The sequence below is a fragment of the Methanomassiliicoccales archaeon genome (genome assembly GCA_038850735.1).
Classification (GTDB): Archaea; Thermoplasmatota; Thermoplasmata; order Methanomassiliicoccales; family JACIVX01; genus JACIVX01.
The window spans coordinates 60,142-81,703 of record JAWCLO010000005.1 but is presented as its reverse complement, the minus strand read 5'-3'; the positions used below and the strand labels follow the sequence as shown (position 1 = coordinate 81,703).

The following is a 21,562-nucleotide window of genomic DNA, read 5'->3' as shown; positions in this document are numbered from 1 at the left end:
TCAGGAATCTTGAACAATCGAAATAGGAATTGTTCATTTCCCTCAGTTTGAATTATTTTATCGGTTATTTACTTTCGCAGAAGAATTCAGGATGTTAAGTTGCTTCATAATGTTGTTCCAGTGTGACCCCTTCCAGTAGATCTTGCCACACCGGTTGCAGCGATAGAATTCTGTCGTATTCAATATCACTCCTTGCGGAACTTCTTTTTCGACTTCTACTATTGGAACCTCACGCAATTCTCCGTTGCATAGTGTGCATCTAGTGAACTCACCGTTGATTTTCAAATCAAATTCAATAATGACTTGCTGCAATTGATCGCGAATTTCATCGCTTTTGATGCACAGAGCTCTTCTTCTTAGTCTTCTTGCTAAGTCTTTATCTCTGGTGAGTAATACCCTCTCCTCCGATAATACAAATGCTTCAATTTCTTCGTCTTTCATGCCCTTGAGGTATTCTGTGTCATAGCCTAATATGCGCAACCACCTCGATAGAGAACCCAGCATTTCATCAGTTGCAAACCTAACTTTGTTTCTTTCCATCATATACAACCTCGTACTCTAGGAGTACGCCGTTTCCTAAGCGTTCAAACGAAATGAGGTTTAAATGGATTGCCTCATGAGATAAAAACCCCTCTCCGTCCACCGGGGTTGGTGCCTCCCGGCCACCTAGAATAATATCGCCAACAAATACAAAATATCTATCGACAAACCCTCCTTTAAAAAATGACCATATAGTCTCGCCGCCCCCCTCTACAAGAAGTAATCGGACTCCTTTGTTATAGAGATATGAAAGAAGCCGTCTTATATCCACCCTCTCCTTGCCAAATCTGACCACCTCAGCATTTTTCCAAGTTTTCTGGCAAAACTCCGTTGTTACGATGAGTGTGGGTGCACAGCCATTGAGAACTCTCGCATTCTCTGGAGTTCGCCCTCTTGAATCGAGAACGACTCGCAGAGGATTGCCCCCCTTCGGTGTGCCTTTTACAGTAAGATGAGGGTCGTCTGCAAGGACGGTTCCGACGCCTACGAGAATCGCATCGCACGATGCCCTCAATTTTCTAACTCTTTCTAGGTCTTCCTCAGAGGAAATTCTTACCTGCCTTCTTTCTCTTCCTGCGATCTTGCCATCAGCTGTCATTGCGCAGTTCACAATAACGAAAGGTCTCATCAGGCGATTCATGATCTAAATGCCTGATAATATTTCCGCTCCCCTTTCCTGAAATGGCTCAAGACTTGTTGATTTGTTGTGCTACATGCGCATCAAGCACGAGAATTCCCAATTATTAAGTATCTTGATTTGAATTTTAACATCAATGGATGAAATTAGAGTCGTTGAGCTCAAGGAAATGGATTTGAGAGGCGCTTACGTGATAGACGGCTTTCCAAGCGTCGGACTAGTGGGCTCGATTGCTGCAAACTATCTCATTAAGACACTGCCACTAGAGCTTATCGGCGTGATTGACTCGGAGTTTTTCCCAGCGATATCCTGGGTTAAAGATGGTACACCCTTTGGTCCTGTAAGGATCTATGGCGGTGAAAGCGGTGAAGATAAAGTTGCTATCTTCGTATCTGAATTCCAGCCACCTGTTAATCTTATTAGATCTTTGGCAACGACGATGATGGATTGGTTCGAAGATCATAAATGCGGTATGGTGATTTCGCCAGAAGGTCTGATAGTGCAGACAGGTTCTGATGAAAGCGAAAACGTGGCTGATTCAAAATCTGGGAGCGATGCCCTTAGTCGAGTATGGGGTATAGGATCCACCGCTAGAGCAAATGAAATACTAAAAAGCAACGGAATTCAACTTTTCGAGAATGGAGTTATAGTTGGTCTTGCGGCCACATTGTTGAATGAAGGCGTCTACCGGGATCTGGACGTGTTGCTTCTTCTTTCCGAAGCCCGCGCTGATTATCCAGATGCAAGAGCAGCAGCAGCGGTTACGGCCGCAATCGACAAAATCCTCCTTCATACAGAAATCGATGTAAGGCCGTTGCTCGATGAGGCCGTGGCGATCGAGGAGAAACTGAAGGAAATGTATAAGAGAGCTGGTAAAAAGGAAGAACTATCCAGAATGAGATCGATTATGTACGGTTAGGGACGACAGTAACTTTCCATCTGTTCTGTGTTTTTTGCAGTTGAAATCTTGCGCCAGTAAATTTCTCAATCAGCCAAATCTGTGTCTCGAGATGTTTTGTAATATTCTTTACGAAGAACTGCGAACGATCCTCAGAAAGTGCTAGATAAGCCAATATTTGGTCTGCGGCATGGATATCGAGCGTTCCCATACCATTAATTTCTTCTTTTAGATTCCTTGCCGCCTCTAAGCCAACGGCTTCTGCTGGGACTCCTCTTTCTCCAAGTGTATCAGATCCAAGAACTGTATTCTCAAAGTTCGCTGCTATGCAAATGCCCGCACCAGTGGATATGCCAGTCGAGGACTCCGTTAATATTTTAGCATCAGATATATCAATTAACGCTTTCTTTGCCGAGAGAGCCATGCGCCGTGAAATGTGCTCTGGAAGATTCTGTGAAAAGCAGATACCTGAGATTTCGGATAAGGTTCCGCGATCATCCAAATGAAGGGGTTTGAACTTACTTGTTGGCGTTACTTCAACGACGACTCTCCCACCACCCTCTGGGTAAAAGCCTCTCGACACTATGCTCAATTTTGCCTTTATTCCAATTTTCTCAAGAAGTGGAAGAAAGACGAGTTTGTAGTAATCGATCGATGGCGACCATTTGACATTTGTACCTCCAGAGATCTCGAGCACTGTTTCCGCCTCAGCGAGGGAAGACGGCAAAAGGCATGCTTGCATCACGAGCGTTATGCTCCCTGCAGTTCCTACGTCTATTTTGTATCGACCGCCTCGGATAGTTCCAGGATGAAAGATCAATTCTTTCGAACCTGCCAAAGCGCCACCGATCTCTGCATTCGAAATTGTTGCGACACCTTTAACAGCAGCTAGATGCTGTGGTGCTAGACCTGGATTAGGTCTTCCTGCCCTTATATTGAAAACTCTAACTTCTTTTTTGGTGAGAGCAGAGAGTGCAACTGCCATCCGCAGTAACTGTCCCCCCCCCTCGCCGTAAGATCCATCTATCTCAATCATTCGCCCACCATCTGCTGCAGCTCAATTTGACTAGACAATCGGGTATTTTTTTCTCTTATTCTTGTGATTATCTTCCAGGATTCCATGGCTATAGTCGCAATTGAGCCAAATATCAAGACTATTACCCATTCATCTATTCCTATGGGAACAGTCTTAAACGCAGAGTTCAATGGATATATGTAAATTACAGCAAGCTGCAGAAGTGCAGAAATTATGAATGCGTATAGGACTTTTGGATTTGAACGGATGCCTAATTCCTTTATTGTTTTTCTTTCAGATCTTGCTGAAAATGCGTAGAATAATTGCGAGAAAACTATGGTGCAGAAAGCAACTGTTCTCGCATGAACGATATCGCCAGTATCATAGTACTCGAGGAAAAATGCAAAATTCGTGCTGATGGCCATTATGATGCCCACGGTCACAATTCTATACGCCATATGCCTAGTGATCGGCTTTTCCCGGGGATCGCGAGGCAGTCTTTCCATAACATCATCTGCAATCGGCTCCACGCCGAGACTTAGTGCTGGTAGTCCGTCTGTAACGAGATTCATCCACAGGATCTGGATTGGCAAGAGGAAGGGCAGGAATGCCGGATCGGCGAGGGCAAGTGTCGCAATGAACATGGCTGCCACTTCGCCTGCGTTGCAAGAAAGCAAATATTCAACAAATCTTTTGATGTTATCATAGATTCCCCTTCCCTCTTCAACGGCATGAACAATTGAGGCGAAGTTATCATCGGTCAGAACCATCTCAGAAGCTTCCTTCGAGACGTCGGTACCAGTTATTCCCATGGCAACTCCGATATCAGCCTTCTTGAGTGCGGGTGCATCATTGACTCCATCGCCAGTCATCGCGACGATTTCACCGTTCCTTTTTAGTGCCTCGACAATTTTTACCTTGTGTTCTGGTGCGACCCTTGCGAAAATTGACACTTCTTTTACTCTTTTGGACAGCTCCTCTACACTCAGTTTCTCGAGCTCACTTCCTGAGATGACCTTTGGATCCAGCGTATCGGCAATTCCCATTTCCACGGCTATTGATTTTGCCGTGAGTTCATGATCTCCCGTTATCATTATAACTCTAATGCCAGCATTTTTGGCCTTCTTCACAGCTTCAATGGCTTCTTTCCTTGGGGCGTCACTCATTCCAACAAGTCCGAGAAAGATGAACCCACGTTCAATTTGGGTATCATCCCTTTCAAAATCCTCTATTTCCTTCATCGCAATTGCAAGAACGCGAAGTGCCCGAGAGGCCATTTCATTATTCTTGTCCATTATCTTTTTCTTTTCCTCGTCTGATAAATCCACAATTGTACCGTCGACGTATCTTTTGCTGCAAATCGCGAGCGTAGATTCCGTAGCCCCCTTCAAAAAGGCAAAGATTCGATTCTGTCTCTCGTGAACCGTTATCATTCTTTTCTTCACGGAGTCAAAAGGCAATTCGTAAATCCTCGGAAACTCTTCATTTAGCTTAGATAAATCTATACCTGCCTTTTTTGCCATCACAAGTAAAGCACCTTCAGTTGTGTCGCCCCTTATCGACCATCTATTTTCTTCAAAAACTAGAGACGCGTCGTTGCATAATGCTCCAGCTGTGATAAGCCACTTTAGATTTTCAACCTCTTGGGGGCTTATTTTTTCTCCATTTTTTGTAAATTCACCTTCGGGCGTGAATCCTTCTCCAGTGACCTGAATCGTATCGCCAATCCATATCTCACGAACGCTCATTTCCCCTTTTGTAAGAGTCCCTGTCTTGTCTGTACAGATCACTGTCGCACTACCTAGACTTTCTACTGCTGGTAATTTTCTAATGAGAGCATTTCTGCTAGCCATCCGTTGCAATCCAAGTGCGAGGCTGATAGTAACGACGGCTGGTAGCCCCTCAGGAATAGCTGCAACCGCGAGACTCACTGCGGTAAGAAACATTTCTTCAACTGCGACGTTTCTAATGAGGCCAACGATGAAGATAAAAATAGAAACACCAAGAACCATAAAGCCTAGTTGCTTTCCCAAATTCGCAAGTTTCTTTTGAAGGGGAGTTTCCGATTCCTCTTCTTGTATCATGTGTGCAATTTTTCCTAGTTCTGTGTTCATACCCGTAGATGTCACAACTGCGATACCCCTTCCGTATTCGATAGTTGAGCCAGAAAATACCATGTTTTCTCTGTCGCTTATGTACGTATCTTCATCCAAAACGATACCAGCATCTTTTGAGGCCGGCATGGACTCCCCTGTCAGGGAAGCCTCGTTTACCTTCAGGTTAATCGATTCTAGTAACCTCCCATCAGCAGGAATTTTGTCTCCCGTTTTCAGAATTATGATATCGCCAGGAACCAAGTGACTTGAAGGAATATCCTTTTCCTTTCCGTTTCTAATGACAGTGGCATCAGGAGATGCCAATTTTTTCAGTGCTTCAAGAGTTCTTTCTGCTTTATATTCTTGAACAAAGCCGAGAATTGCATTTAAAATGACGATAACCATTATTACTGTAGCATCAAGCCATTCTTCCGAGGAACCTTTTAGGGCTCCGATTGTCGCAGAAACCACCGCTGCAATTACTAAAATGATGACCATGAGGTTTTTGAACTGACTGGCAAAGATCTTAAGTGGGGAAAGAGCGTCACTCCTTACAATCTCATTAAAGCCATATTTTTCCAATCGCGCCCTTGCCTCCTCTTCACTGAGACCCTTTTCAGCATCGGTATCAAGGGCGGAGACCACATCTTCTCTTTTGAGGGAATGCCAAGTCAAAGCCATCAATAAGGGGAACATCTCTTAGCCCAAAAATATACCGATCTAATGGATGGAACTTCAAATCCTAGATAAAGTGATTCATTCTGAAAATCTGGGCTTGTATCTGAGATAAGGCCTTTTTATACCTCAGTGTAGCTTCTACTGTGGTTTTTTCTCTTTTATAAATTTCCTATGTATCGCTTTACTGTTAGAAGATAAGCTGGAAATTTATTAATATCAGCCTATCCAATATAGCGTCGGAGGGATGCACTCTTGACGCGCTTACTTCAAAAGAGCGACAGTCAGTTTATTCATGCGAATCAATTAGCCAATCAACTTCGCCTTGTTCAATCTTCTGCAGGTTTAAGAAAAGCCAAAATGGAACCCGAAGGCTTGCACCATGTCGCAGAGGAATTATGCTGACCCCTGATAATATGATGCTTGAGATCGGCGCCATAATGTTAATCGCATTCATCGGTGCCGCAATTGCATCCAGGTTGAGGCAAAGCGTCATACTGGGTTATATACTTGTAGGCATTCTTATCGGACCACACATACACATTCAAATCGGTCCAGTTGTTTATACTGGCATAATCAATGATACTACAATAATCGATTTTCTTTCTCATCTTGGTCTCATATTGCTTATGTTTTTCATAGGTCTTGAATTTTCATTCAGCAGGGTGAAACGTACCAAATCTGCTGCTGCAATTATTGCGATGTTTAATTTGGGAATCAACATGTTTGTTGGGATTGTGCTTGGCACAGCTCTAGGTTGGCCAATTATCGATACTATATTTCTTGCGGGTATAATTTCGATGAGCAGCAGTGCGGTGGCAATGAAGTCAATAATCGAGTTGAAGCGATTGGCAAATCCGGAAACAGAATACCTCATAGGGATTTCCGTAATGGAAAGCTTTCTTTCAATGATTCTGCTGACGATTATAGCCGGATTGATGATAAAAGATGGATCTGGCTCGCTGAATCTTACCTCTCTTGCGTTCGGTATCATTGCCTTTTATGTGTTCTTTGTCTTCCTTGCAATTATTGTCATTCCCAGAACACTCAACCACCTCAGAAAAATTAAGAGCGATGAACTCTTCGTTTTATTTGCTTTAGGAATTGTATTCCTAGCGGCAGCATTTGCAGAGCTGCTTGGTGTCCCTGCGATCATAGGTGCATTTTTCATTGGGATGGTTTTCGCAGAAACGAAAGTCTCTGAACGATTTCATGAGAAAATAGTCCCGTTCAGAGATGCCTTTGTGGCAATATTCTTTGTATCGTTTGGAATGTTAATCAATCCAGCGCTTTTCACTGATATATGGTGGATGGTTATTCTAGCTGTGGCATTAGTAATCATTAACGATCTCTTTTTGACGGCAACGATCGCATATTTACTCGGCTTCTCTTCGAAAGCCTCCGTATCGATAGGAACTGCCCTTTGCGGTAGGGATGCAGAATCAGTAATGTTTGCAAGTGTTGGAAGTAAGGCATTTGGCGCAACCAAGGGGGCAATTCTCTACCCCTTTGCTGGGGCATTATGCTTCATAACGAGTGCAATAACGCCTTTACTTATGAAAAACTCATTAAAACTCGCTGATAAGATCTCAAAGATTATTCCGGATTTCGCAAAACACAGTGGTGCGCTAATATCTCGCACCCTTTCGAAACTCATAATTCCGAGAGCATTTCCAATCCGGAGAAAGACGAAAATAGCCATGATTATACTGGTATCGAATTTTATAGCACTTTGCGCGATCATTGTGACAAGGGGTCTTGAACATATTATTGCCTTCCTCATCGGCTTAGCATGTACAGCAACCCTCCATGTTGTGATCTCATCAGAGGTTCGTAGCATAGTAAGAAACGCAAATTATTCTAATCTCAATGCATCAACAAGAGACAGCATATTGATCGCGAATTTCGTATCGTCTTTTGTTTCAGGCGGTTTCGTGACGATGATGTGTACCGCATTCTTTTTTACTTACTACTGGGCTCTTTCTCCCATGGCTCTTCTTATATATTTCATCTGGGTCCTCATCAGAATGAAGAACACTTACGGAAAAATTATGACAAAGCCGATGATCTATCCATATCCAAATAGGTGAGTTGGCATTAGAAAACTTAAAACCACACTACGGTTAGTAGATTAGCATATTGAAATGGCGTATGAACATTGATTGGAATTATGCCATTATCATCACACCCTGAACTGCAAAGTTACCCTTCATAACAGAGACGAATAAGGGTCATTTTACACGCCGAAGTGTGTTGCGATATTTATCTCGAATCTCGCCACTTTCAAGAGCGCCTCCTCATCGCGATCCTATTTCGTAACTCCTGACGGGTTATCGAAAATCCATTGAAATTGTGGCGGACAAGATTAATAAATGTAGAGAACTGTTAAGATAATAATATTAAAACGAGGAGGATTAAATTTGGCAGGCTCGATTTCAAAATGGCTCAAATTCATGTTTGCAAGGGATCAGGAGTGGTTGATCAGGGAAGTGATAAAACCTGGCGAAGAAATTCTGTACATTGTAGAAAATTGCAGAATAAAAGATATAAGGCCTGGTAAAATGCAGAAATCCCCAGTCGGCTTGATGGTGGCTACCGATAGGAGGGTATTACTGTTTATTCCTCGATTATTTGAGGAGTTCAAGATTGAAGAATATCCTTATGATCAAATCACATCGATTGGATTGTGTGAAACACCATATTTCAGCGGATGTATTGATCTTGAGTCGAACAATGTCAAGAGAACAATATTCTGGATAAATCCTAAATCAGAGGCTGAAGAAATGGTGAGAGTTATCCGCGAACGAGCGAAATTAAACAAGTAAACAAGAATTGATATTTAACCGATGCAACTCAACTGATGCATAGATTTTTTGGATTGTGTAAAGCATTGACCTAAGTTCTCCGCTATTACTCATAAAGAAATTATAAAAAATGTATAAAAAAAAGGAAAAAGGTTGATGTTAAGGTTTTACCAGACCCAACCCATTCCCAGTGCCAGGCTGGCGTACAGCAGTGAGAACAGACCACAAGCTACAACCAACCATGCGCCTAGGAATTTAAGTACGGGCCACTTTGTTAGGTTCGCGGCTGCGGTTGCAAACAAGGCGACGACCCATGTGAAGTTCATTGCCTGCCAGAACCAGCTGCCCCAGAAGTACCACTGGAAGAAGAGCGCAGTCAAGCCCATGTATAGGGCAAGCCAACCTTGGCTTCTTCCGTCCCATCCGTTAAATGCGTGGAATCCAAAGGATGTCAGTACCAACCCATAGATAATTGGGCATATGATGTATAATGCAGCTGTTGTTGGTACGTTGACGAAGACATCCGGATCGATTATTGAGTTCGATGGGGCATATACAGCCAGGCTGATGAATGCTGTCAGCGTCGCCGCGATACCGCCTAGCGCTACAACAAAACCTCCGCCCTTTCCGTCGCATCTCCCAAGGCACAACCAACCGCCTACAAAACAGGAGATGCCACAGAACCACATGACGCAGGTTATGGGCACTAGCATGTTGAAGGCCATTCAGTTTCCTCCTTTCACACAGTCCCCCACATTAAGGTGTGTGTAATTTGTAATCTGAAAGGAAATATATAGACTTTTCCGATAAAACCCGAAAAATTTGTGCATTTGCAGCCTTGCTGGCTAGTAATTCAAATTTTCAAAATTAAAGGAATTATAAACATCGTAAACAATATATATTAAAAAACAAATTCAAATTGGCAATTCTTTTAGAGAACTTATCTTCAGAATTGATGAGCTTCGTTTTGATTAGGAAATTCATTCTTGTTGCAACAGTTTTTTCATTGAGATTCGAGCTTATTTGACTGCGCTTAATCTTCAATCTAGATATCGATCAATCAAAAGAAATCATGTCGAGTATTTATGAAATAGCTGTTGATGAGAAATAAGTGCGGCTGCCGGGATTCGAACCCGGGTTTGAAGCTTGGGAAGCTCCAGTCCTAACCACTAGACTACAGCCGCTTATAGACTGATTGCATTTGACCAATATTTCTTTTACCCGTGGCTCTAAGCTGATATTTTCCACATGAAGACCTTCAGAATAGTTAGCTTACGGTTTCCAACTGGCTAATTATGTTCCAAATCAGAGTTCTGCCATGGAGGGGAATGTTAGGATCATTCGCAAGTTCATCAAGAATGAAAATAGCACTCGCCGCTCTTACATCGAGTGCTTCATTCTGCTGAAGAAGACGCTCTTTCGCCTGCGTTGCTCCCCTTCTAATATTCCTCGGAACAGAAGTATCTTCAGCCAACTGATCAAGAATTTCAATGATTTGTTTGAGCTTTGCATTTTGATCCATCCAAACACCTCCTTCACCCTGATATTCGCTGAGATCATTCTTTTGGGGACTCAGAGTCCGAACCGTTTTGTTGTTCGGTCTTCATCTCGCCCCTTTCTTTGAAAGTCATTACGACCATCATCGTCTTTATTTCTTTTATTCCACGGATGTTGGCAATCTTCTCTACGAGAAAGCGTTTGAGCTGATTGTAATTTTGAAATTTCACTTTTGCAATGATATCCGCATCCCCAGTAACGAGAAATACATCCTCGACCACTTCATATTCGGATAAACACTCTGCTATCGCATCCGCTTCTTTTGTATCGATTTTTAGATTGATTAATGATGTTACCTGGTCATCACCGTAGTAGCTCGACATAACGCTATCATAATCCGGCTTCCCTTTGTCCTGCAATAAAACACCTCCACTCATCTATTCGGAGACCGCCCGTAAACTTTTGTGACAGATTTTGTTGCCTCTTGACCCGACGCGACGCAGAGGAAAGAAGACCCTAGCCCGTGGTTTCGAATTCTTCCTGAAGGTCTATTATCACTTGTTCGAGTACTTCTTCCAGGCTTGAACTCCTATATTCTCTCAGACCGCCAATATCGCTTTGAACTCTTGCAACATAGGTCGTATTGCTCTTAAGAAATTCGACATTACAGAGGGTCTCTTCCATTCTTCATCCACCTCCAGCCAACATCCTAGAGAATCTCAACGTGCGCCACATGTATGGTTTGGTATATAATAATTTTTGCAATGAATTGACGTGTCGATATTAAATGAAGTTTCATTCTTCAATACGATCATTTTCAGTGACCAATTGATACTCCTTCACGAATTAACCTGAGACAAAAAAGGATATGGAATGATCATCAACTTTTCCACGTTGGTGGTGACACCAATCTATTCTATCAAGCGGTCCTCCTGAAACTGTGATCAGTCATTTCATTTACCTAATGTCATCCCGTTTAGATTGTTCATGCTCAGCATTTGACATGTTTTTCCATAAGAAATGCATCTATACCAGGTCCATAATAGTCTCTTAATATGCATTTTTGATAGAATCCAAGTTTTTCGTAAAAATACAATGCACCAGCATTCCTTGTATTAACCTGGAGGACGATTCTAGTCGAACCCATTTTGACCGACTTTTTCTCTAATGCGCGCATTAATGCCGTACCAACGCCTTTTCTCCTGAAACGAGGGAAGACTGCTATAGACACAATCATTGAATCGATAGATACTCTAGAAAAGTGCATCGTGGCATAACCCGCGACGGAGCCTTCCACTTCCGCAATAAAAGTGATAAAATTGCGATTCCTGAGGATCGCTTCGAGGAGAGACCGATCGAACCGCTCCTCGGGGCTAAAACATAATTTTTCAATAGATTCTATTTCATTGATGTTTGCAACTGATGCCTCTTTTACTTTAATATGAAGTCCGTTGTTCAAATCATTAATAGGTTCCCTGCGTCGTATTTCATTCTTGGACATGTCAAGTCCCCACTCAAGTAGTCTTTGCCCGATCAATTGTATAGCAAATTCACGGACCGAAATAAAGAGATACTTGAATGTTCTTCGTAAGCAATGGATGTGCGAGCCAGTTCCGATATCGAAGATATTTTCAAATCCTGAAGTAAACAAAAAAGTATGCATAAGGGGATGGATTTATAGAACACGCTCGAGCGGCTCGATAATATTCACTGTTATCCGGGACGCTACAGGCATCATCCAGGTCACCGCAAAGAAAGGCGTAGTTTCTGATGATGCTTTTAACGCAGCATCTTCGGCCTCGATCGAATCTTCTGTAATTGTGTTAGGAACATTGGCAGAAGATAAGAGGGCTCCGGGCGGATTTGAAATCAGAGCTCATGAATTCAAGTTGATTGGGCTCGCGGATCCCTTTCCCATCACGGAATACCAGAGTGAAGAATTGCTACTTGACAAGCGGCATCTTTGGATTCGTTCCAGAGAGCAGAATGCCATTATGAAAATTAAGGCCACGGCACTTGAAGGCGCAAGAGAATGGTTAAAAGAGAATGACTTTGTAGAGGTAACGCCGCCAATTTTCACAACAAATGCCTGTGAAGGCGGAGTAACTCTATTCAAACTAGATTATTTTGGAAAGCAGGCATATTTGAGTCAAAGCGCTCAGATGTACCTTGAAGCACTCATATTTGCGCTTGAGCGGGTATGGTCTTTGACTCCGTCATTTCGCGCAGAAAAATCAAGGACACCAAGGCATCTTACTGAGTACTGGCATTTGGAACTCGAGGAAGCTTGGGTAGAGAACGAGGGTAATATGAATATTCAGGAAGAACTTGTCACGGCAATCGTTGAAAAGGTGCTTTCTGAACGCACTGAGGAATTGAAATTGCTCAACAGGAATATCGAACAATTAAAGGCAGTTTGTCCGCCTTTTAAGAAAATCAGATATGAGAAAGTTATTGATCTGTTGCGATCAAAAGGGTTCGAGATTTCCTATGGCTGCGATCTCGGTGCACCCGAGGAGCGTGCGGTAACTGAAGACGAGCTCGTCCCAGTATTTATCACGAATTATCCGAAAGAGTGTAAGGCATTTTACATGAAAGAAGATCCAGATGATCCGAGGACTTACAAATGCTCCGATCTTATCGCCCCGCAGGGTTACGGAGAAATTATCGGTGGAAGTGAAAGGGAGACTGATGTAAACAAGCTGATAGAAAGACTCGATGCCATGTGCATACCAAGAGAGAATTACGAATGGTATTTAGATCTAAGGCGATACGGAAGCGTCCCCCATTCAGGCTTTGGAATGGGGGTGGAGAGGCTAGTGCGGTGGATTTGTGGCATCGAGCATATCAGAGATGTTATTCCTTTTCCCAGGACACCTACGCGTGTCTATCCATAATCATCTCGCGAGGTGATTTTCCGGCCTAATTCAACCAGGGCTGAGTACATTTTCTCCAGAGCCCGGATTTCAACGTATTCATCCGCAACGTGAGCAAGTGACGGGCTTCCTGGACCGCATATGAATATCGATCGATTCGACGGAAGATATCGAGGCGCTTCTGTGGCATACGGAACATCTACTATTCTCGAGTTGAGATAACTCGTGAGGAATCGTGCGACGGATGAATTCGTATCCGATTCAAAAGGCTCGAGCCCATAAATCACTTCAACTTCATGGTCCAGCCCTTTCAAGCGATCTCTAATAAGCCTTTCAACGCCCGCTAGAGTTGAAGGCGAAGGAAAGCGTATGTCAATCTCTGTCTCGCATCTATCTGGGACAACATTGTCTTTAGTACCACCTCTAATGGTCGTGAAACATACTGTCATATTACTAGTTGGCCCATTCGGCGTTTCCGCAAGATCCAACAACCTCGAAAGGAGCATATGCATTTTGAAGATCGCATTCTCCCCAAGCCAGCATTGGCTCGAATGTGCGGCTTTACCTTTTGTAATCAACTTGAATCGAAAAACGCCCTTCTCTCTACAAGCCACGTTGAGATCTGTCGGCTCACAAATAATGATCGCCGGTGCCGACGTCACCAACTTATGTTTGCTCAACTCTATCGCACCGAGCATCTTCTCCTCTTCATCCGTTGTGAAGAGAATGGTACTAGGGACGTTTAATTCCTTGAGAGTTTCAGCGGCACATATCATCGCGGCTGCAGCACCCTTCATGTCTGTAGTACCTCTTCCATATACTTTGCCCCCGACAATTTCTCCTTGACTTCTCGACCAGCCGCTTCCAACAGGTACTGTGTCAAGGTGACCAGAAAACGCGATCCCGCCACTTCCCCAGGATGCAATGAGACATGGATTCGACCGGTCCCCGCAAACTGAGGTTTCGAATCCTTTATCTTTGAGCGTTTTCCTTACGAAGTCCACAATAAGCATCTTGTCTGATTGGAAATCACTTTTGATAGATAGTAGATCGAGAAGAAGTGGAAGTATTCTATCTTTCATATCAAGCCTCCTGTTGGCATTCCTTCTTCAAATGATTTGATGATCTTTTCAAGCAGGATTACGAGGTTCTTTACATCCATAAGATGAACACATTCGACAGGGGAGTGGGTATATCGCACCGGAACGCATAGAGGAACCATTACCGATCCAAATTCCTGTGCAACCGCTCCATCCGTACTGCCTCCGCTGATTCCTATCTGTATTGGTATATTCTCGCGTTCAGCGAGGTTTCTAACGAAATCGACAAATGCTGGCGATGCAATTGATTTATTATCCATATACCTCACCACCGGTCCAGAGCCAAGTGCAATTTTCTCAAGATGCTCAGGTGCACACGGAAAGTCAGTTGCAGAACAGGTATCAACCGCGATCACAAAATCCGGTCTCTCTTTTAACGCGGCTACTCGGGCGCCTCTTAATCCGACCTCCTCCTGAACACTCCAGACAAATGTCATCTTGAGTTTATCGACTCTTTCGATTTTACGGAGCACCTCTATGAGGGCTAGGCAGCCGACTCTATCGTCAAGGCTACGTGCGCACAAAACTTCGTTTCGCATTTGGATTATATTCTTGTCAAAGATGATCGGATCCATTATAGAAATACACGCCTCTTCAGCCTCCTTTTTTGATTGGCAACCCACATCGATGACCATGTCATCAGCAGATGGTACTTCTTTCATTTCTGATGCCGGATCTTTCATGAGATGCGGTGGAAGCACGCCAATGACGCCTTTGAGCTCCCCACACCTTGTATAAACGGTGACGACTCGACCAAGAAGCGTGCGATCATCGATTCCGCCGACCTTTCTGAAACGCAAAAAGCCGTTCTCTTCAATCTTCGATACGACCATTCCAACTTCATCCATATGCGCAACAAGAAGCAGGTGGTTATTCCCACTTCCAATTGTTGCATACAAGTTGCCCATCCCATCAACTCGAGTATCGCAGATCGAATCAACCTTACTTCTTATACTCTCTCTTATCCTTGATTCAAATCCAGAAACACCCGGCACCCTCAACAACTCAACCAGCTCTTCCAGCATGGAGGACTATCCCCCTCTTCTCAATTAGGGTGAATACCGTTTCACCTTGATTAATTCCCCGATTTGAAGGTCTTCGTGGTTCAGGAAAAAGGATAAGCAACGTATGAAAACAATGAACGCCAAAACCACAAACGGCTTATGAAAAATCTTCTAAAGCATTTCTTCAATTTTTTGCCTCAGTACCCTTGCAGGAATGTCTGGTAGAGAAATAAAAGTGGTTCTTCCTCCCGTTGTATCTGTGGATACCTTTGTTGTAAGAATGCCTTCATTTGACAACTCTTGTATATAGGACCAGAATTGCGTGTGGCTTCTTGGCCTCTCCCCATATTCTTCAGCGGCAATTGCATAAGCCTTCTCTGCTTCTCCTGTGGTCACATAAGCGCGATCTTTGAGTGCTCTACAAATTCCCAAGAGCACGATTTTCTTTTGCCTGTCGAGTTCCTCAATTTTTGACTCTGTTACAACGCTGTATGTGAAGGCCTTTGCCGCTCGTACATGTTCCGGTGTGACCAAATCTTCGCCCTCTTCCTCAGCAATCATACCAGATCGTTCCAACAGTTCGATTGCAAATCGTGCGTCCCCCCAATCAGAAGCAATGTCTGCTATCAGATCAACTGCATCTTCCCTTATAGTGCCAGGAAAGAATGCGAGCGAAACCCTATCTGCGATTATATCCCTCAATTCATCCCTTGTGTACTTATTAAAGTTGATAACATTTGTCCTTCGGAGCGTTGAAAGCGAAGATGTATCAAGGAGTTCGATTATTGGCTTCTGGGAAATAAGGATAAGTGAGAGAGAAGCCCGGCTTCCTAATTTTTCTTCATCGAATCGCGACAACTGATAGACCAGATCAGCTGCCCCTCGTCTGAGGAGTACGTCAACCTCATCAAGTACTACAATGAAATGAAGTTTCCGCTTCTCTAAATGCTTTTTCAAAGCGGATATCATTTCCGCTATGGATATTCCACGATCAGGGTAACCTTCGTCAAAGTGTGATACAAGACGGAGCATCACGCTAGCTTCGGTATTTCGCTGACGACAATTCACTATGATGAAATCGAGGGCCCGCCCAGCCTCATTGGAAGCCTTTGCAAAGTCTAGGCAAAAGCGTTTCGATGCAGCTGTCTTGCCAGTTCCGACGCTTCCGATCAGCAAAGCCGTTTGAGAAACGCCTTTTTCAAGCAAAGGTCTGAAAAGCATCCAGAGCTTTTGCATTTGAATCTCTCTGTGCACTAATTTTTCTGGTATATAATCGAATGAGAGCTTAGCGATGTCTTTGAAAATCTTTGATCTCTGGCTGTGCACGTCACGGTAATTCAATTTCTTTTCACCCTAATATAACCTGAGAACGGAATAATCGATAATCCTTTCTCTTCAAGTTTGTCGGCAAGCATATTCATTCCCAAGGAATCCGATGCCATGTGACCCGAGATCACGAGATTGATGTGGTACTTCTTTGCTTCATCAATGTGATTTTCTGGTGCATGCATGCATACCACTGTTCCCACGCCTGCCTGAACAAGCTGTTCATACATTTCCTTGGGGCCAGAGGTTCCACCCGTCATCTTCACTGCGATCTTTCCTGCTCTCCTGCTCTTCTCTCCGACAAAAATTTCGGGTCCAGCGTTATTACGTGCTGCAAATTCGAATTCTGGGATTGCACAAAGGATATCCAAAAGGTCTCTGATCCGCTCCGGCTTCTTCTCATCAAAGATGCCCTGGAGATATTTCTGTACGAGGTTGTCCGTCGGAGAATGTATGCACATAAATGGAATGCCAAGAAGATTGCAAGCATCGACCGTCTGGTTGAAATTTTGTGGATGAACACCCCTTTGCACCTCCTTTATCCTGGGTGCCAATATATCTTCGGCCACAGTAATCGGCACTCCAAGTCTGTTTAGCATAATCTCTTGCAAGTGCATGACGTCGAAGAAATTCGCCATTGCCCTCCCTCTTGGGTGGTGCCCAATGATAAGATCAATGCGCCTCCCGCGCTCTCTGAGCCGATCCACAAGCAGGACTTCTGCTGGTGTGATGTCAATACCCCACATGATGTTTTTGATCTCCGTTTCTGGATCACCAGCAAGTATCCGTGTGTCTGCATAAGGATTCCAAAGACGGTCCGCGTCGAACCATTTTCTTTCTTTCTCTTCCATTTTTTTGTAATTTTCTTCCACCCTTCTTAGATCAGCCCCGATTTCCTCCTTTGTTCGGGGATCTGCATCAATACCAATTTGTACTGCCGCCTTATAAATTTCAATGAGTTTCATAGGATTCACTTCTTGGTAATCTCGACGTGCATTTATTTAATCGTTGCATAGCTATTCAATCCGAGATTTCTACAAATATAAAATTGTACAGTTAATTTCGCTGCCAAGATAATTTTCAAGCGCTCTACTTCAAATTTGAAGCGGATTAGAATCTAAAGAGACTAATGAATAAGGTAGTTTGATTATCTAGATCCTTTTTGTTTTCTGATTTGGAAAAGTAAGTTTATCTATCAATGAATCATCTATGTTTTATTTGCATGTCAGCAGAAACTATCGAATCAATTCTAAAAAGCCAGTTAGGAATTCTTCACAGTGAAGATATTTTGCTGGAAGCGATGAAAGATCTCGTTCGAGATGAGATCAAGCGTTATGTCCGACAGAAAATCGATGAGAATCCCGAATTGAAGAAAGAGATCAAAGAGGCGATCGGAGAATTTGTAGCTGCTAAGGTGAAGGAAGCCTACGCTTTAGTGAAGCTAGCGAAATGCGGTGCTGAACTAGGGATTACGCTAGTTCCAAGGGACATCAAAGAAAAATTAGAAAAGGATCTTGCCTCGCTTCTCGAGCGCGAAGTCTCACGTGTTGTCGACCACATCTGAAGCAGACAAGCTAGATATGAGAATCGAGAAGAAATGGATTAAGAAGAGATGGAAACTGCAGTCGCTATCCGCTCATCCAAAGAGGGCACTAAGACCAGCTGCAGCCTCTTCTTCGCTGACTGTTTCCTCTTTCTTCTTTTCTTCCTTCTTCTCTTCCTTCTTCGGCTCTCCAGCAGCCGGTGCAGCTTGCGGAGCCGCAGGTGCAGCGGTTGATACCATCGCTGAGGCTATAGCCTCGTCGATGTTGATCCCCTCAAGGGAAGCGGTCAATGCCTTTATCCTCGCGGCGTCAGGTTCAATGCCAGCACTCTTGAGGATGTTCGCTATCGACTCCTCTGTGATCGGCTTTCCAGCGGCGTGGAGAACCATCGCACTATAGATGTATTCCATTTTTCTACCTCCTATTTATCCGAACAGGGCACTAAGACCAGCAGCGGCCTCTTCTTCGCTGGCCTTCTCTTCTTTCTTTTCCTCTCTATCCTCCTCGCTCTTCCGCACCTCACTCTTCTTTTCCGCGGAAGTTACTGCCAATTTTTGTCGCACTCGATCATCGTCGAAACCAGGAATCTTTGATGCGAGTGCGAGCATGCTTGCTTCGGCTTTTGCAAGCAGTAGCTTTATATTGTCCTTCGTCGGGAATGCCGTTGCAATGCTCAAAGCAACTCCTTCACGATAGGCTCTTGCGAGGATAGGTGTAATTGTTTGTGGAGTGGTATAAGCTATGTAAACGCCGAGGTTAATCGCAGTCCTCGCTGCCGTTACAATCATCGATACAAATTCTTCTGGGGTGATCTTGAGATCGTCCTTCTTGAACACCACTCCTTCCTCGAATGCTCCAAGCAGTTCGAGGCCGATAGTCATTGGATAAATCTCAAGCTTTGGGAGGATTTTCGCGATTTCCTCAGGAATTTTTTCGCCTTTCTTAACCAATACTTTTTCTTTCTTAATGACAACCTTTCCGCCCTCTATGCCAGCAGGTATCCCAGCTTTTTGTAATTCCCCAACGATTGGCCCGGGCTTGAATGGCGTTTCGCCCTCCTTTATAACGATATCCTCTGGAGAAATGTCACCGGGCTTCGCTGCTGCCTTTGTTCTTGTTGCCTCGATTTCTCGGAAGAGTTTAAAGGCATTCATATTCGTAGTCAACATCGCACATTGTCCAGAAATCATATTCTTAAGTTCGTGAAGCCCATTTTGCCCCTTAGACGCTTCCTCGATAGCGAGGCTAAGCAGCGTATTTCTAGTCATTACAATCTCTGCCTTTCCCCTCAATCGTCTTTTGATTTGCTGTAGTTGTGGGGCTGGAATCTGGTTTATACTTACGAGCGCAACGACCTTGCTCTTCTTCATCATCTGAACGAGATTGCCGACGACTTCTTTCTTCCACTGAGCAACGTGAGCCTGCTTGGCCATTTACTTCACCTTCTCGGAAGGTCCCATGGTTGTTTTCACGTAAGCGGACCCTATATTCATCATGCCTCGCTCAAGCTTTGATGAAACTCTCTTCAGAACTTCCTCGATGTTGTCGGCTATCTGCTCGGGCGTCATGTCGACTGTGCCGACTGGTGCGTGAAACGTTCTCTTGTCTCTGCTTCTCACAGAAATAGTCTTTCGCAAGCTTTCGATCATTGGTTTCGGATCGGCACCCGGCGGTATTGGTCTTGGCATTTTTCCACGAGGCGCCAAAACCATACCTAGGCGCTTACCAATCGTCGGCATGAGAGGCGCTTCAGCAATGAAATAGTCATATTGAGCAGCAATCCTTTTCGCTTCTTTTTTGTTATCAGCGAGTTTTGCCAGCTCTTCTGGCGTAATGACACGATCAGCAACATTCTTTGCCTTTAGAGCTAACTCCCCCCCGCCTATTACGCAGATCTTCACATCCTTACCCCGACCATGGGGGAGTATGATATCCTCTTGAATCCTGTTCTTAGGTACAGATAAGTCAACGTCCTTGAGATTGACAGAAAGGTCGACTGTCTCTCTGAAATTACGCTTCTTAGCTTTATCAAGCGCTTTCTTGACAGCCTGGACAATTGTTTTATCGGTCAATATAATGCCCTCCTGTAGTGCTAGCGAGCTGTGCTCTCCTACAGCGGTGGCTTCCTTTAACACTCGATCTCTTTATAAATCTTATGCCCCTTACTCTGCAAATTTTTCGTCGAACTTGCCTGCAATAATGTCTTTCTGGATTTCTTTCGGATCGCGATTCTCCACAGTGACACCCATCGAGACGCACACGCCGATGACTTCTAGGACTCTTTTTTTCAAGGTCTTTCCCAAAAGAGAGTCACTCTTCATATTCGCGATTTTGATGGCCTGATCGAGTGATATGTTGCCCACCTTCGTAGCCTTCGTCGACCCAGAGCCCTTTTCAGCTCCTATTTCTTTCAAAATCAGAGCTGAAGTTGGGGGCGTTCCGACGGATATCTCGAATTGTTTTGTCTTAGGATCAATGATGATCTTGACAGGGACTTTCATGCCCTCAAATGACTTCGTCTTTTGGTTAATCGCGTTTACGATCTGTATAACATTTACTCCAAGCGGTCCTAGTGCAGGACCGATCGGAGGTCCAGGCGTAGCCTTTCCACCATCAACAAGCACTTCCACAGTTTCAACCATGCAATTCACCTCATTACCTAATGTTCTTTCTCAATGACTCTTACGTGATCTCCTCTAACTGTTATCGGAATGGGCACCATTGCTTCGAATAGTTCAACCGTGATTTCTTCCTTGCTCTCGTCGATCTGCTTGACTCTTGCCTTCTCTCCTTTAAAAGGACCTGCCACAAGCTCAACAACATCTCCCTCCATTACGCCAGACACAAGCGGTTTGGGCGTAAGGAAGTGATCAATTTCGCCAAAGTCTGTCTCCCCTTCAACAAGCCCATGAGAGCGCCTTATACCACGGACAGCCTCTCGTAGGAGATCCGTGTTCATTCCCTCTATGAGAACATAGCCGCGAAGAGTGGACGGTGCGAGGATGGCAAAAATACCTGCTTTACCACTCTTTGCCTTACTAGCAACGCTGTCCGCAACATTTCTTTCATGTCCGATTGAGGTCTTGAGAGCTAGGATCGATTGCCTTGCAGATGCAAAGAAGCTCATTCTCGCAACATCGTCTGGTGCGCCATCAACAAAAGCCTCCGTAGTGATTCTTACCCAATCATTGTACCGTGCACCTTTCGGCGCAGTGATCTCAAGTTCAAGTTCCTTTGCCTGGCTGCCTTCCATGATGAACTCTATCTCAGGTGGCAACTGCGAATCACTATCCCAGAGAACTCCTCTAGCATCGAGAATCTTTACGCTCCACTCAGGAGCGCCTTCGGTTTCTCCCCCAATCTCAATGACTAGTCTCATCTTTACTTTCTTTTTACTCGCATCAGCGGTTTTCAGCTGGATTTTCCAGCTAGATTGACCGCTAGCAGGAAGTCTTTTTTCATCATTCTTGGCGATGAACATGATATTCCTTCCTGCTTCGCCGGTAGAGATCCCCTCATTTTTCATTTCTTTATCAAGCATTTCCACTCA

General features: G+C 44.1%; 23 protein-coding genes and 1 tRNA gene. 5 read left to right on the top strand and 19 right to left on the bottom strand.

Annotated elements, in window-relative coordinates; genetic code table 11:
• Nucleotides 1-57 precede the first annotated feature (57 nt).
• Together QW087_04520 and QW087_04515 are read right to left on the bottom strand one after the other, a co-directional pair.
• Nucleotides 58-540, bottom strand: a complete 483-nt coding sequence (locus tag QW087_04520) for a Mut7-C RNAse domain-containing protein (protein MEM2943983.1) — start codon at nucleotides 538-540, stop codon at nucleotides 58-60.
• On the bottom strand, nucleotides 521-1,168 hold the full coding sequence (locus QW087_04515) for a 2,5-diamino-6-(ribosylamino)-4(3H)-pyrimidinone 5'-phosphate reductase (protein MEM2943982.1): 648 nt from the start codon (nucleotides 1,166-1,168) through the stop codon (nucleotides 521-523). The genes QW087_04520 and QW087_04515 overlap by 20 nt, the downstream gene beginning before the upstream one ends.
• Before the next feature lie 145 nt (nucleotides 1,169-1,313).
• Between QW087_04515 and QW087_04510 the strand changes: the two genes are divergently transcribed.
• Complete coding sequence (locus QW087_04510) at nucleotides 1,314-2,096, top strand: PAC2 family protein (protein ID MEM2943981.1); 783 nt, start codon at nucleotides 1,314-1,316, stop codon at nucleotides 2,094-2,096.
• On the opposite strand, the gene rtcA is transcribed toward QW087_04510, so the two are convergent.
• A complete protein-coding gene (rtcA, locus tag QW087_04505) occupies nucleotides 2,083-3,111 on the bottom strand; it encodes an RNA 3'-terminal phosphate cyclase (GenBank protein ID MEM2943980.1) in 1,029 nt (342 codons plus the stop codon). The genes QW087_04510 and rtcA overlap by 14 nt on opposite strands.
• Entirely contained in the window at nucleotides 3,108-5,867 is a 2,760-nt protein-coding gene (locus QW087_04500; GenBank protein ID MEM2943979.1) for a cation-translocating P-type ATPase, read from the bottom strand. The genes rtcA and QW087_04500 overlap by 4 nt, the downstream gene beginning before the upstream one ends.
• 392 nt (nucleotides 5,868-6,259) lie before the next feature.
• On the opposite strand from QW087_04500, the gene QW087_04495 reads away from it, so the two are divergent.
• Nucleotides 6,260-7,951, top strand: coding sequence for a cation:proton antiporter (locus tag QW087_04495; GenBank protein ID MEM2943978.1), 1,692 nt, complete (start codon nucleotides 6,260-6,262; stop codon nucleotides 7,949-7,951).
• Between the two features lie 330 nt (nucleotides 7,952-8,281).
• Nucleotides 8,282-8,686, top strand: a complete 405-nt coding sequence (locus QW087_04490; GenBank protein MEM2943977.1) for a PH domain-containing protein — start codon at nucleotides 8,282-8,284, stop codon at nucleotides 8,684-8,686.
• A 146-nt stretch (nucleotides 8,687-8,832) separates the two neighbouring features.
• Here the strand turns inward: QW087_04490 and QW087_04485 are convergent, their stop codons facing one another.
• From QW087_04485 to QW087_04460, 6 genes are all read right to left on the bottom strand, one after another.
• Nucleotides 8,833-9,390 (bottom strand): hypothetical protein, encoded by a 558-nt coding sequence (locus tag QW087_04485; GenBank protein MEM2943976.1) that lies wholly within the window; start codon nucleotides 9,388-9,390, stop codon nucleotides 8,833-8,835.
• A gap of 387 nt (nucleotides 9,391-9,777) precedes the next feature.
• A tRNA-Gly gene (locus QW087_04480) sits at nucleotides 9,778-9,849 on the bottom strand.
• Between the two features lie 83 nt (nucleotides 9,850-9,932).
• Nucleotides 9,933-10,187 carry a UPF0147 family protein gene (locus QW087_04475; protein ID MEM2943975.1) on the bottom strand — a complete coding sequence of 85 codons (255 nt, stop codon included), beginning with the start codon at nucleotides 10,185-10,187 and terminating at the stop codon, nucleotides 9,933-9,935.
• Between the two features lie 34 nt (nucleotides 10,188-10,221).
• On the bottom strand, nucleotides 10,222-10,599 hold the full coding sequence (locus QW087_04470; GenBank protein MEM2943974.1) for an Lrp/AsnC ligand binding domain-containing protein: 378 nt from the start codon (nucleotides 10,597-10,599) through the stop codon (nucleotides 10,222-10,224).
• A 79-nt stretch (nucleotides 10,600-10,678) separates the two neighbouring features.
• Nucleotides 10,679-10,846 (bottom strand): hypothetical protein, encoded by a 168-nt coding sequence (locus QW087_04465; protein MEM2943973.1) that lies wholly within the window; start codon nucleotides 10,844-10,846, stop codon nucleotides 10,679-10,681.
• Between the two features lie 307 nt (nucleotides 10,847-11,153).
• Nucleotides 11,154-11,663, bottom strand: coding sequence for a GNAT family N-acetyltransferase (locus QW087_04460; protein ID MEM2943972.1), 510 nt, complete (start codon nucleotides 11,661-11,663; stop codon nucleotides 11,154-11,156).
• A 97-nt stretch (nucleotides 11,664-11,760) separates the two neighbouring features.
• Here QW087_04460 and asnS point away from each other — a divergent pair, with 97 nt between their 5' ends.
• A complete protein-coding gene (gene asnS, locus QW087_04455; protein MEM2943971.1) occupies nucleotides 11,761-13,059 on the top strand; it encodes an asparagine--tRNA ligase in 1,299 nt (432 codons plus the stop codon).
• Here the strand turns inward: asnS and QW087_04450 are convergent.
• The 4 genes from QW087_04450 to QW087_04435 form a co-directional block, all read right to left on the bottom strand.
• Nucleotides 13,050-14,120 carry a M20/M25/M40 family metallo-hydrolase gene (locus tag QW087_04450; protein ID MEM2943970.1) on the bottom strand — a complete coding sequence of 357 codons (1,071 nt, stop codon included), beginning with the start codon at nucleotides 14,118-14,120 and terminating at the stop codon, nucleotides 13,050-13,052. The genes asnS and QW087_04450 overlap by 10 nt on opposite strands.
• Nucleotides 14,117-15,163, bottom strand: coding sequence for a M42 family metallopeptidase (locus tag QW087_04445; protein MEM2943969.1), 1,047 nt, complete (start codon nucleotides 15,161-15,163; stop codon nucleotides 14,117-14,119). Before QW087_04445 ends, QW087_04450 begins: the two co-directional genes overlap by 4 nt.
• 150 nt (nucleotides 15,164-15,313) lie before the next feature.
• Nucleotides 15,314-16,483 carry an AAA family ATPase gene (locus tag QW087_04440; GenBank protein MEM2943968.1) on the bottom strand — a complete coding sequence of 390 codons (1,170 nt, stop codon included), beginning with the start codon at nucleotides 16,481-16,483 and terminating at the stop codon, nucleotides 15,314-15,316.
• Nucleotides 16,480-17,433: an NGG1p interacting factor NIF3 gene (locus QW087_04435; protein ID MEM2943967.1), complete on the bottom strand. Its 954-nt coding sequence runs from the start codon at nucleotides 17,431-17,433 to the stop codon at nucleotides 16,480-16,482. The genes QW087_04440 and QW087_04435 overlap by 4 nt, the downstream gene beginning before the upstream one ends.
• Nucleotides 17,434-17,690: 257 nt before the next feature.
• Here QW087_04435 and QW087_04430 point away from each other — a divergent pair, with 257 nt between their 5' ends.
• A complete protein-coding gene (locus QW087_04430) occupies nucleotides 17,691-18,032 on the top strand; it encodes a hypothetical protein (protein MEM2943966.1) in 342 nt (113 codons plus the stop codon).
• 72 nt (nucleotides 18,033-18,104) lie between these two features.
• Here QW087_04430 and rpl12p read toward each other — a convergent pair whose 3' ends face one another.
• From rpl12p to QW087_04405, 5 genes are read right to left on the bottom strand one after another with little or no spacing between them, the layout of a single operon-like run.
• Nucleotides 18,105-18,422: a 50S ribosomal protein P1 gene (gene rpl12p, locus QW087_04425; protein MEM2943965.1), complete on the bottom strand. Its 318-nt coding sequence runs from the start codon at nucleotides 18,420-18,422 to the stop codon at nucleotides 18,105-18,107.
• 15 nt (nucleotides 18,423-18,437) lie between these two features.
• Entirely contained in the window at nucleotides 18,438-19,445 is a 1,008-nt protein-coding gene (locus QW087_04420; GenBank protein ID MEM2943964.1) for a 50S ribosomal protein L10, read from the bottom strand.
• On the bottom strand, nucleotides 19,446-20,147 hold the full coding sequence (locus QW087_04415) for a 50S ribosomal protein L1 (GenBank protein ID MEM2943963.1): 702 nt from the start codon (nucleotides 20,145-20,147) through the stop codon (nucleotides 19,446-19,448).
• Between the two features lie 27 nt (nucleotides 20,148-20,174).
• Nucleotides 20,175-20,654, bottom strand: a complete 480-nt coding sequence (locus QW087_04410; GenBank protein MEM2943962.1) for a 50S ribosomal protein L11 — start codon at nucleotides 20,652-20,654, stop codon at nucleotides 20,175-20,177.
• A 17-nt stretch (nucleotides 20,655-20,671) separates the two neighbouring features.
• Complete coding sequence (locus tag QW087_04405) at nucleotides 20,672-21,553, bottom strand: transcription elongation factor Spt5 (protein MEM2943961.1); 882 nt, start codon at nucleotides 21,551-21,553, stop codon at nucleotides 20,672-20,674.
• Nucleotides 21,554-21,562: the final 9 nt, after the last annotated feature.